At 32.2% G+C, this 13,265-nt stretch carries 6 protein-coding genes; 2 read left to right on the plus strand and 4 right to left on the minus strand.

From position 1 onward, the window contains the following. The 4 genes from BUA99_RS11715 to BUA99_RS11730 all read right to left on the minus strand — a co-directional run. The coding region (locus tag BUA99_RS11715; RefSeq protein WP_143151763.1) for a hypothetical protein at window positions 1–1,226 on the minus strand (1,226 nt) is incomplete at its 3' end. Between the two features lie 49 nt (window positions 1,227–1,275). Next, window positions 1,276–4,179 (minus strand): ice-binding family protein, encoded by a 2,904-nt coding sequence (locus tag BUA99_RS11720; protein ID WP_072992487.1) that lies wholly within the window; start codon window positions 4,177–4,179, stop codon window positions 1,276–1,278. A 451-nt stretch (window positions 4,180–4,630) separates the two neighbouring features. Beyond that, window positions 4,631–5,608: a response regulator gene (locus BUA99_RS11725; protein WP_072992490.1), complete on the minus strand. Its 978-nt coding sequence runs from the start codon at window positions 5,606–5,608 to the stop codon at window positions 4,631–4,633. A 26-nt stretch (window positions 5,609–5,634) separates the two neighbouring features. Beyond that, complete coding sequence (locus tag BUA99_RS11730) at window positions 5,635–8,010, minus strand: PAS domain-containing sensor histidine kinase (RefSeq protein ID WP_072992493.1); 2,376 nt, start codon at window positions 8,008–8,010, stop codon at window positions 5,635–5,637. Window positions 8,011–11,362: 3,352 nt separating this feature from the next. On the opposite strand from BUA99_RS11730, the gene BUA99_RS11735 reads away from it, so the two are divergent. Both BUA99_RS11735 and BUA99_RS11740 read left to right on the plus strand, forming a co-directional pair. Next, window positions 11,363–11,962, plus strand: a complete 600-nt coding sequence (locus BUA99_RS11735; RefSeq protein WP_072992495.1) for an RNA polymerase sigma factor — start codon at window positions 11,363–11,365, stop codon at window positions 11,960–11,962. Between the two features lie 86 nt (window positions 11,963–12,048). After that, window positions 12,049–13,227 (plus strand): FecR family protein, encoded by a 1,179-nt coding sequence (locus BUA99_RS11740; protein WP_072992498.1) that lies wholly within the window; start codon window positions 12,049–12,051, stop codon window positions 13,225–13,227. The last annotated feature ends 38 nt before the right edge of the window (window positions 13,228–13,265 follow it).

Consider the following 13,265-nt stretch of genomic DNA (forward strand, 5'->3'; position numbering starts at 1 on the left):
TTTTCTGGTTGAGTTGCTTGAACTCCTGTATTATCCCAAGCACAAGTATTTCTATTGAAAACAAAATTATCCCAACAATTTACTTTTGCTGGTTTCACTGCTTGAACTCCCATATTGTCCCAAGCACAAGTATTCGTGTTGAATACGAAGTTATCCCAACAATTCACTTTTTCAGGTTGAGTTGCTTGAACGCCAATATTATCCCAAGCACAAGTATTCGTGTTGAATACAAAAGTATCCCAACAGTTCACTTTTTCAGGTTTCACTGCTTGAACTCCTGTGTTATCCCAAGCACAAGTATTCGTGTTGAATACAAAAGTATCCCAACAGTTTACTTTTGCTGGTTTTGAAGCTTGAACTCCCATATTGTCCCAAGCACAAGTATTCCTATTGAAAACAAAATTATCCCAACAGTTCACTTTTTCTGGTTGAGTTGCTTGAACTCCCATATTGTCCCAAGCACAAGTATTCGTGTTGAATACGAAGTTATCCCAACAGTTCACTTTTTCAGGTTTCACTGCTTGAACTCCTGTGTTATCCCAAGCACAAGTATTTGTGTTGAATACGAAGTTATCCCAACAGTTCACTTTTTCTGGTTGAGTTGCTTGAACGCCAATATTATCCCAAGCACAAGTATTCGTGTTGAAAACAAAAGTATCCCAACAGTTCACTTTTTCAGGTTCAGCAGGTTTATAGCAGCTAACAGCTACACTTGTTTGTGAATTATCATTCGAATTACTCGCGTTTCCTTGAGAAGTATTTAGTGGAGGTGAAGCACAACCTTCACACAATAGAGGATTGGACCCTGCAATATAGACGATGTTTCCTAAAATATTATCAGCGCTACTGACTGCGTTTCCTCTTACAGTAAGAAATATATCCTTAAGATCAAACGAACCAAAACCGCCATCTGTATTTGTTAATTGTATTGTGTTTGCAGAACCAATAGTTAAATTAAATTGACTCCAACGGATATCACTTCCAGCAGCAATTCCTAGAATTTCAGCATTGGCACCAACACTTATAGTAACTCGTAATGAATTACTAACTATAGTTGCGTTGCCATAATTGCCCACAGTAACAGTCAAAATTCCACTAGCATCTTTCGACAAACTTGAGGGACTCATTAAAATTCCAATTGCAGGATCTGCGTTTTGTGAATATCCTTTTGGCACAAACACAAATATGATAAAAAAGAATACTATTAATTTATTTAGAGTACTCATTTCTTATTTTTTATCGTTGATATTTTTTTTGTATAAACCATAATCATAATTACTGAGCTTTAACAATAGTATTAGTAGTATTATTATTAGCTAGACCGTCAGATCCTGAACCATTTACAATTGTAGTTGTAATAGATTGGACAGTTTGAGTTGGCACATCTGATTTAAGAGTCAGTGAAAAACCAATAGCTGAAAATGTATTTTTTCCAATAATAGAGCCTGTTTTTAAAGTCATTGTTATAAAGGACGAATTCTCAGTTATTATCCAATTATTATTATTAACAGCAACGCCTCCAGACACATTAGCTGTACTAGTTGCAGCTCCATAAGTAATAGTAAATGCTGATAATTTTTGGATTTTAACGATTACTTGACCAACTGATGGTGCTCCGCCAATTTCAGAGATATTCACAACAAAATCTTTTTTTGGTGCTGTAATTAAAAAAACTACAGAATCAATATCTATTGTTGGCGTAAAGTCTGCTATTGGGGCTGTCAAAATTGGGGTTAGCGTTACCGTAGGATCATTATCGTCAATAGAGGTTCCTGAAACATCAGTTACGTCATTTCCATTAGGATCTTTGGTGGTTACCGTAGCTGAGTTCGTTACTTTTCCTGTATCAATATTTTCTTTAGTGATAATATATGTGGCCATTGCAACAGCTACTTTGCCTGGTGCTAAAGATGCAATTGGGATTCCAATAATTGTTAAACCTACCAACGGATCCGTTACAACAACATTAGTCAAAGTAGTATTTCCAGTATTGGTTACAGAAAAGATATAATTGATTTTATCTCCAAGTATTCCGGATCCACTCAAATTAGCGGTTTTTACCAAGGCAACAGATGGATTTTGGTTAAATGTTATGACAGTGGGATTATTGTCGTCATTAGATGTTCCTGAAACATCGGTTATATTATTTCCTTGAGGATCTTTAGCCGTAACGGTGGCAGAGTTGGTAACTTTCCCCACATCAATATCGGCTTGAGTAATAATGTGTGTGCCTTTAATAGATGAACTAGAAGCACCTTTGGCTAGAGAAACAATTGGATTTCCAGTCAGGGTTAATCCAATCATTGGATCTGTTATAACAACATTCGTTAATGTTGTATTTCCTGTATTAGTTACTGTAAAGGTATAGGTAATGACATCTCCTATAATTCCAGTTCCGCTTACAATAGCGGTTTTAACCAAGGCAACAGTTGGAGCAGCTGGAGTAGCGGAAACCACAATAGTTGAAGTTATCGAACTACAATTTTTTAGATTGCTAAATTCACATATTTTATACGTAACATTATAATTCCCAGCAAGTGTATTAGGTGCAATAGTAACGGTGCCATTTAAATTTAATGTTAATCCCGTTGGTACTGTAATTCCTGAAAGAGTTACATTTCCTGGAGCTGTTCCTATAACCACTGCAGTTCCGTTATAAGTATCATTTGAAGTTAAGGCAGTTGTGGTTCCCCCTGTTGACTCATTTACCGCTGCTGCAGTTTCTGCTACTGCTATTATAACCGGCGCCCCCAAAGACTTAGAAGTAACGCAAACCGGATTATTATAAATTATACCTGTATAAGTATTAACTGCTCCACCTGTTGAAAGTTGTCGGCCCGCTAAAAAAACATCTGCCCCTGAGTTACATGCTCCCCCGTGGGAAAAAAATGTTCCTTTTAAAACAGAGCCAGCTCCTATATTAACAGCACCTGTGGCAACTCCTGCTCCGCCAATCCAAAAGACATTACAACGACGGGCTCCATTAATTAAAATTATTTTTGATTGTGCTCCTATTGAAAGTGCACCAGCAAATTTAAAAACGAATATTGCATCTGGGTTATTTTGAGCGTCTAAGGTTACAGTTCCTCCTATAGATCCTGCCCCTGCTATGAAATAAACGCCGGGAGTTACCGTTTCTCCAATTCCATTTGGTAGTAGCGCTCCAAAAACTGCTGGATGAGAAAGTACTGTATTTGGCAACGCCATAAGTGCAGTGTAAGCATTATCGACATCTATTTTAGCTTGTGCTGTAAGAGTATCTGTACTGTTAAAAGAACCGATAGTAACTGAATCTCCATAACCACTTATAGCCCCAGAATCTGAACCAATATTGCCATCAATTCCGGAAATACTGGTATTTGCCACAGCACCTAAACTAGTATAAAGTGCAAAGTTTGAAAGAACTCCCAAAACATCAACTGCAGCGGCAGGACTACAGTCCGTTTCACAAAATATGGGAATGGTGCTAATACCAGCAGGTGGACTAGCAACAGCGTTAACTCCAGTTGTTATTGCTCCAGCAATGGAAAACATTCTTCCTTCAAGAACAACATCTGCGCCAAGACCAACTGCTCCTATCTTTGCAAATAAAGTTCCTTTTACATTAGCATTGGCCGCAACCGAAATAGCTCCTTCAGCAATCCAAAAAACATTACAAGATTGTGTACCACCAGTTAATTTTACCTCTGCTCCAGCTCCTATTGTAAATGCTCCATAAAATTTAATTACGAAGAAAGCATTAGGATTTCCTTTTCCGTCAAGTGTAAGAGTTCCCCCTAAAGATCCAGCTCCTCCCGTTGAATAAACTCCTGGGGTAATCGTTTCTCCACCGCCAAAAGCGGGAGCATGAGTACCAGGATAGTCTACAAAAAGATCGTTAAGATGAATATATGTCCTAAATAGATCGAACTTGCACTGAGCGGTTACATCATTAGCATTGTAGGTATTACCAGTATAAGTTGGTGGCAAACCAAATCCGCTAATTATGCCAATATTTGTACCAACATCACCATTAACCGAAGCTCCTGCTCCATTTGAAATTGCTCCAGCTCCAGTGTAAGCTTCAAAAGAAGTAAGTATTCCTAAATTAAGTGTTCCGTTAGCAGCCTGACTAAAGCTTTTATTTGAAAAAAGTAAAAGTGCAATAATTGTTATGGTGAAGAGTAATTTTTTTTTCATAATAAATAATTTATAAAATAATTATCACTAAAACTAATCATAACTAAAGGGTCATGGTCAGTACTGTTTTTTGTAGAATAATTAACAGACAAATAACTAAATTTGCGATAAATATTAAATCAGTATTTATACTTTTTTTTTTAACCGAAAAAAAATATGGTGTATAAATACGGAGGTCTTTAATTTAAGTATGAAGATTATTAAAAGGAAAGTATAATATTTTACTACACGAAACTAAAATTAGGATTTGATGACTGACTTTAATTTTTAGAATTTTTAAATGATTGCTTGTCCGTTTTTACAAATTCTAATTTTGCATTAATCCAAATTAAAAGACCAAATTTGGAGCAATAGAAAATTATGAATCTATTTGAATCAAAACCACATTAATTGAAAATAAAAATGATTTTAGATGTTATAAAAGTTAATGGTAATTAATTGCTAAGTATAATCAATTAACTGTTATTAATCTATTGCGAATAGCATACATAATAAGTTCAGCAATGTTTTTACTATCAGTTTTTTCTAAAAGATTTGCCCTATATGTTTCAATTGTTCGCTGGCCCAGAAAAAGGAGTTTAGAAGCTTCTAAAGTAGATTTTCCTTTACAGATTAATTCCAGCACTTCAAGTTCGCGACTGCTAAGTTTTGTAGGAATGTCTTTTGTAAGTTTAAGTATTGATGGCGCTAGGTTTTTATTGTCTGATATAATTACATTGCCTATAATACTTGGGTATCCTTTATAGGTAATTACGGATCCAAATAACTCTACAAACACTGTATTCAAAGTCTTGTGAAGGGCTTCAAACGTGAAAGAAATAGAACCTTTCGTATCTTTTAAACAGCGATCAATTTCGTTTAGAAGTTTTGATTTATTACAATATTTATCATCAAAGAGGTCCTCCAAATATATTGAAGAAAATTCATCATAATCGTAACCAAAAATGGTAGCTAGTGTTTCATTATAAAATAAAAATTTGCCCTTTTGGTATATAAAAACACCCAACCTTTGATGTTTGATGAGCGCATTAAACTTTTCATCGTTAATTTGTTCGATGGTATCGTATTTGGCGAGGCGTGTTTTAATAACTTTTAACAATTCAAAAAAATCGAAAGGTTTTATAATATAATCATCAGCTCCCAACTGCATTCCTGCTCTAATATCTTCATATTCAGTCCTAGCCGAAAAAAAGACCAATGGTATGGTAGCGGTCGACTTAATCTGCTTAATGGTTTTGTAAAAATCATATCCATTCATATGTGGCATTGAAATATCACAAAGAATGAGATCTGGTAAGTGTTTTAAAGCTTGTTTGACACCTGCAAGTCCATCTTCGGCAACAAAAACTTCAAAGTTTTCTCCCTTAATAAATTCAGCTGTATTTTCTCTTAAAACAGCATCATCTTCTACGATAAGAATTTTTTTCATATAAAAAAATTAGACTAGTGATATATTTAAAGCTGATTTAAAGTTGCAAGGTTGAGTTCCATTTTATTTATAAAATCACTTTTAGTATTTTCCTGGTTTAGATAGGGTAAAATGATAGTTATCTTTGATCCTTTACCTAATGTCGATTCAATTAAAATATTTCCATTATGAAGATCAATAAATCTTTTTACAATAGACAAACCAAAACCTGTTCCTTTTACGGTTCCAATATTAGAAGCTCGATAAAAAGGTTCTAACAAATATTTTATTTCTTCATTTGGCACTCCAATTCCTTTATCCTTTACTACGAATTTGATCTCTTTATTATTTGTTTCATCCATATCAATAGTGATTTTTTTAGTTTCACTACTATATTTTATCGCATTAGAGATGATATTGTTAAAAATATGTCGAATCATAATTGCGTCCATGTGATAGATTTTATTATCTAAATTGGATTTAAGAATTACTTTGTGATTTGTTCCAGATATATTTAAATTTTCTTCAATAATTTCATTAATTAGAGGAAGAAGTTGAATGCTGGTTGGTCTAAAAAAAGATTTGCTCGTTTGTTCTTTATCAATGAGAGATACATCGTCGAGCAGCGCTTTAGTATGTTGTACAGCATCAAATATCTGTTTAAACATTTTTTCTTTTTTTTCCTTATCCCAAGTATCATTGTAAATTTTTAATAACTGAACACTGGAAAGAATACCTGCTAAAGGCGTACGGAATTCATGGGAAACGGTAGATATAAATTGTGACTTTAAAACGTTGACTTCGTTTAATTGGTGATTTAATTGTACTAATCGCTCTTCTTCAAGTTTACGTTTTGTTATATTATTGATCGTCGATATTAGTAAACTTTGTCCACTAATTAATAATGGGCTGGTATAAATTTCAACATCACAAGTTTCACCTGATGCCAATTTATGAATAAATTGGAAATAAGATTGACCCGCTAACGTTAATTTTTTCATTTCATCTAATATTTGTCCCGATGGGAACGTACTAATATCGGATAGATTCATTGATTTGAACTCTTTTAATGAATAACCATAAAATCCCGCCGCTGCTGAATTTGCATCAATAATTTTTCCATTTAAAGGATCAATTAGTAATTGAGGTGCTTGGTTTTTTTCGAACATGGCAAAATACAGCTGGCTACTTTCTTGTAGCGCCTCATCTACTTTCTTTCGGTCAGATATGTCTCGGATGTGGCACAGAATTACTTTATCGGACTCAACCATATATACGTTACTTACAAACTCTACAGCTATTGATTTTCCTGCTTTTGTTTCTAATGGCATATCTTCAAATCGAATGTATTCTTTGTTTTGTAATTCGATGAAAGCCTCTTTAGAAGCTGCAATATTTTTAAAAACTCCAATTTCCCAAAGTTCTTTACCCACTAACTCTTCATAGTTAAATCCAATCAATTCAATCAGGAACGGATTTGCATCAGTAATCTGACCAGTAATTGCATCAAGAATTAAAATTCCTTCTTTTGATGATTCAAAAATTCGATGCGAACGTGTTTCTGCATTTTGTATTTTTTCTTGAGATAATTTACGTTGAGTGATATCCTGAATTACACCAATCAAGATATATTGATTTGTTTCATCGTCAAAAATAATTTCTCCCCATCCATCTACCCAAGCAATCTGGCCGTCATTTTTACGGATAATTCTGTATTCCTTACGAAATGTTATATGATTTTTAATACATTCATTAACGTATTCCAGCATTATTTGCCTGTCCTGAGGATGGACAACATCTAACCATGTTTTGATAGTTAAATCTCTCATGAGTTCTATTCCAAAAATTACGAGCAATTCTTCAGATGTTTCCAAAAAATTAGTGGATATTCCGTATCTGTAAGAACCAATGTGTCCAATTCTTTGAGTTTCTTTAAAAAAAAACGAGTTTTCCTCAATTTTCTTTTTTATTTGTTCTTTTTTAGTTCTGTATATAGCAGTTATAACATAGTGTTGCTCCTTTTCTAAAAAAACGCCATTTAATTTTACAAAAATATTATTATTTTTATTAACAGTTAATTCAACATCGCAGAAATTTTCAGGATTAACTTCTTTGGCTTTTAGTAAAAATGTGTTGAAATCAGTAAGATGTTTTTCATTAATAAATTGGCTGAAACTTAAACTAATTAAGTCATCACTGTTTTTTTTCAAAAGTTTTGCGCCACTGTTGTTAGCATGTAGTATAGTGCCATTACAATCAATACTGTAATGTCCAATAGGAGAGAACTCATAAAACAATTTTGCCTTCAGATTAAGTAATTCTGCAGCATCCTTGGCTAATTGTAATTCTTGATTTTCCTTTATAAGATTAAGGTTAGTGACTCTTAATTCTTGAATTACAATACTATGTTTGGATACGCTCATGGCTATTGTGTATTTAATTCTAAATTTAATATGTAGATAAAAGGAATTTTGATGTGGTTATGGCGAAAAAATAAACAGGTATTATTTAAAAAAAAGCATGCATATTTCTAATATCTAGTTAAGCTACCATTTTTTTATTGTTTTTAATTACTTTTTTGAGATTAATTTTTACCACCATAAATATTTTTTATTTTAATAATTATATTTTGGGTAAATTAAATTATTTACTAAACAAAATATTCTCCTTTAATTTTAATCAATTTGTAAAGTACTATCAATTAAATATGGAATCCACTACAATTTATACTTTTTTTTAGAAAAACACATATAGTGATCAGTATAAATACGGAGCGGATATGCAAATGAAAACCATAAATTAATATTAGTTACATTTTTAAAACTATTTTTTGATTGCAAAACTTTACTATTGTTATGTATTTTTAATAGGAAAGTCTGCGTTATCTGTTGTACTAAAATTCAAAATATTCAAAGATTTCAAGTTTCATTTTATCTTTTTTCTAAATCATGTTTCAATTAATCTGTTCTGTTTTGAAAGTTTTGAAGAAGCTTTTAGCAACTGTAAGATCCCAACAATTCCCTTTTTAACTCCTATTTTTTGTGATGATCTTTTGAGAATCAATCAAGTTTCCGAATGTTTTACCGCCTTATTATATACTTCCGTTACAATGAAATATCAATTTTCTCGAATGATTTTTATTGGTAACAGCGGTTTTCGGTATTGCTGATGAAGTCTTTTCATTATCTAGTTCATCACTTACGATCCATAATTTAAATTTTATTGCAAACAAATCTAGAACGTTTATAAATATAAAAAACCTTGTATGGTATAGCTATAATTAATATGTGAAACTCACGCTTTTGAGGGTTCAGAAACTAAAATTATATGGTTTCTGCATCAGGAACAATCAAATGATTATGTTTCGAATCTGTTGTAACCTTGGATTTCTTAGTTAATATGCTTCTCAAACCTAGTTGATTCATATATTTCGCGATTGTAACATTAGATACGATCGTTCAAGTATAATTTAATGCAGCGGCTATTCTACGACTACTATAACACTGTTTTATGTTGTACCCTTTTTTTATACAGAAATCTCAATGATTTCAGACAGGTTTTTAATTTGATATTCTATTATTCTATTGTTTTTATTGAAATTAGAGATGACTTTTGTTATTAGAACAAGGCAAAAAGAGTTATTCTGATTTTATGCCACCTCTTTTTTGTAATAATAATTCGAAGGCGTTTTATAGTTTTTGGCACTGATCTAGTCGCTGTATTATAAAAATAATATTTAAGTCCTCTAAATGGCATGATACGGTCAGTATGTGCTTGTAAATATAGATTCTCGTATTTGTTAGTCTTACCTAATTTCTTTATTAAAATATTGTCATAGACCGTCCTTTAGCATTGATATAAATTTATATTCCGTTGTTTAATAATACATTAGTGTTAACCTCATTGATTTATTGGCTTCCTTGATTGGTACTGAAAATTTCGGACATAGTATACTTTTATATACTTTCTTGCAAAAAATAAGCACACCAATCAACACAAATTGTGCTGCTTAAGCTCCAGTTCAAAATAAATCTTAAATACAAATCTATAATCGCAGTCAAATATTCATGTTCTTTTGCCATAGAAATAAAGGTGATATGTGTTGCCCACCACTGATTTATCTGGGTAATCTTCAAACCTTTGATTAAATAGGGATATTTCTTATTTTATTTATTACTCATTGTTGTTTTAGGTTCTCTATAAATAGTTTGTCAATTGATGATTTCCATCGATCGTTTGACCCGTTTGCGATTCACTTTAAAACCTAAATCGTTAAGCTAGAACATGAGTTTCCTTTAGCCATAAAATAGAGGATTAAATTACTTTTGGCCTAGTAGTTACATTATTTTCAAGTTCTCTAAATTTTCCTATTTTAGTTTATAATAAAGACTGCTGCGATGAGTTTCTAATAATCGACATTGTTTGACAATGCTCCATTTATTATTGGTATCGACTATTATTCTCGCGCATTGATGCAGACTAATCCAGACTTTTTTTTAAAAATGATTCTCCAAAGTCAGCTTACCTATTCGAGGAGAGAGTTTGTCCTCTGGAATTTCATCTTTAGAAACGAGCACTTTTTTTACATAAAAAATCGCAAAAAGATCCCCTATGGCTTTCCCCTTTTATATTGAAATTTGGTTGGACAGTAAATCGTATTTTTTTTTGTAATATCTTGATGATATTTATCGCTTTCAAGGCTTCCAAAATAAATTTGGCTTAGAAATCATTCCCGGAAGTTTTTATTATCCTTGACATAATTAGGCTAATTAAAGGTTTTATTCTCATCTTACATAGTCGGCATATATTTTGAGATTTAGGGATAAGGATAGTATTTAGCTTGTTTTTTATCATAGAATGATCCATCGCTTAAGTGTTGTTTTTTTATCTTTAATCTGTTTATTTTTTATTTGGAATATGACAATAAATAAAAATCATAAATAAAAATCTAAAAATTTTATTTAAACGATTTTTTGTTAATAAAAATAGACGTAGGACAAATTAGAAAAGAAATTAGCAGACCAAATATGCGCGGATATCTGTCTTAAATATCTAATTTTTATCAACATACCGTATTTTCAGATAATCAAGATGGGCTAATACTCCGAGTCTATGAAGCTTGGAGAGATGGATTAGACCTAATTATGATTGCCGTTATTAAAATTATAGATATCAAAAGTCACAAGATAGTAGTTATCTACTGGATGAAAATTTAATACTCCTTACATCTATTTTGGTAATATATTAGTTTGCGATTCTAAATACTTGCAAGAACTGTTTTCAGACTCATTTGAAATAATTCAATTACCTATGTCAGTAGATTATATCATGAAGTTTATTTAGTTATTTGATTGTGAGTACTAGATATGTGATGAATGAAATAATAATTAGTTAAGGGTATGCAAAGCTATATAACGATATGTTTTGCAAAAATCTTCCTATGCGTCAGGAATGTAGTTTTGAGGCTAAAACAGAAAAAAAGGATTATTTGTAATTATGGAAAGGATCCAGATAAGTTAAGAACTAAATGTGAACTATAAGTAAAAATAAAACACATCTAACTGTTTGATAAGTAGTTGCTGTAGTTCTAATTCTACAAAGAAAGAGGCTTCGTGTTGAAAAAAAATTTTTTGAATTAAAAATTTTAGATTTGAACACAAAAAGGTGTCAAAAAGTTAGAGCTTTATTTATTAATTTTTTAACTAAACTTATTAATTTTAGTTAAGTTTGCGATTATCTTACTACTTTAAGATTAAAAAATTTTGAATAACATCAATGAACTCCCAGCTAATTTTTTTGAATGAATCTAACTTTTTGTCAGAGGTGGCAGCTGGAAATCAGGTGGTTTATACACAACTTGTAGAAAAAAACTGGCAGAAAGTACTTCATCATGCGCTTAGCTACGTAAAATCCTATCCAATTGCCCAAGAATTGACACAAGATGTTTTTATACAGATTTGGGAAAAACGCAAGAAGCTATCCGAAGTAAATAACTTTGAAAATTATCTTTTTATTGTCAGTCGAAATTTAATCATTAGTCATATTCGAAAAAAACTTATTGAAACAAATTCCCTCAAAGGGGAAAAGTTACAGGAGCTATTTTTCAATCCAGACGAGCAATATGAGTTTAAAGAATTAACGGAAATTATTAATGAAGGGACCACACTTTTGCAAGAACCTAGACGTTCTGTTTTCCTGCTAAGTCGCATGGAAGGTAGAGACGCAAACTACATTAGCAAAAAACTTGGCATCGCCCCGAGAACCGTTCGATGGCACTTGTTACAATCTTTAAATTTCCTAAGAAACTATCTACACCAGAAATATAATATGGATTTGTTGACATTATTTTTATCCGGTTTACTTTTTTTTTCATAAATTTTCATTTTTCATTGCCACTTTAACAATCAATCTGCGTCTTTATATTTGAAAGCCATATAAAGCAGGCACAAAACCGTATACTTATGTTTCAAAACGAAGTGTTAAAAAAACTTATGGAGCAGTTTGTCTCAGGGGAGATTTCCCCACAAGGTAAAGCAATGCTGCTCTCCATGCTTGATAATCCTTTATACTCTGATCAACTCAATGATATTCTTCAAGAGAATTATGATACTGTAGAAATTCCTGAAGTCACTTCTGAAGTTACTGAAGAATTCATTACAGCACTTAGAGAAAAAATGGATGCTTCGTCAAACGTAGAGGATTTACCTTCCTCTATTTTAACTCAATTGAATTGGAGAAAAATTGCTGTTGCTGCTAGTGTTTTCCTTATGATTGGCTTAGGAACTCTTATATTTTTTCAAAAGAGCAATTTAGCTCCAACGGTCGTTGCGTCAAAAGAAATCAATGACAAAAAACCAGGAAAGACCGGTGCCATACTAACCCTTTCCAATGGTTCTGTAATTGTTTTAGATGACGTAAGAAACGGATTATTAGCAAATCAACAAAATACAGCCATTATCAAAAAAAATGATGGAATTGTGTATACCGCCGATTCAAATGCTCAAACCGTTTATAACACTATGACCACTCCCAGAGCGCGCCAATATAATCTACAATTATCAGATGGAACAAAAGTATGGCTCAACGCCTCGTCCTCTATTACTTTCCCTACCTCTTTTTCCGGGAAGGAACGAAAAGTCTCTATAACTGGAGAAGTTTATTTTGAAGTAGCCAAAGATAAATCTAGGCCTTTTATGGTTTCCGTTAATGATATGCAAGTAAATGTATTGGGTACACATTTTAACGTAAATGCCTATGAAGATGAAAAATCAGTGAACACCACTCTTTTCGAAGGAAGCGTTTTGATTAGCAAAAAAAATGTGAGCGTTTTATTAAAGCCAGGGCAACAAGCCGAAAAACAAAAGTCAGGAACTATTGTGATCAACAATAACGTGAATTTAGATCAAATTATAGGATGGAAAAATGGAACGTTTTTCTTTGAGAATGCGAGTCTTGAAATGGTATTGCGTCAATTAAGTCGTTGGTATGATATAGATATTGTGTTTGAAAAAGGGATAAAACCTAGAATATTTGAAGGTGAAATACAAAGAAATTTACAATTATCACAAGTATTAAAAATTTTAGAAAATAGCGGCATACATTTAAAAATCGAGGGAAAAACACTGCGAGTGATGCCCTGAAAATTTAGAAAAAAGAAATCTATTTTTTATTTTAAAAA

This window comes from Flavobacterium segetis (assembly GCF_900129575.1).
Lineage (GTDB): Bacteria > Bacteroidota > Bacteroidia > Flavobacteriales > Flavobacteriaceae > Flavobacterium > Flavobacterium segetis.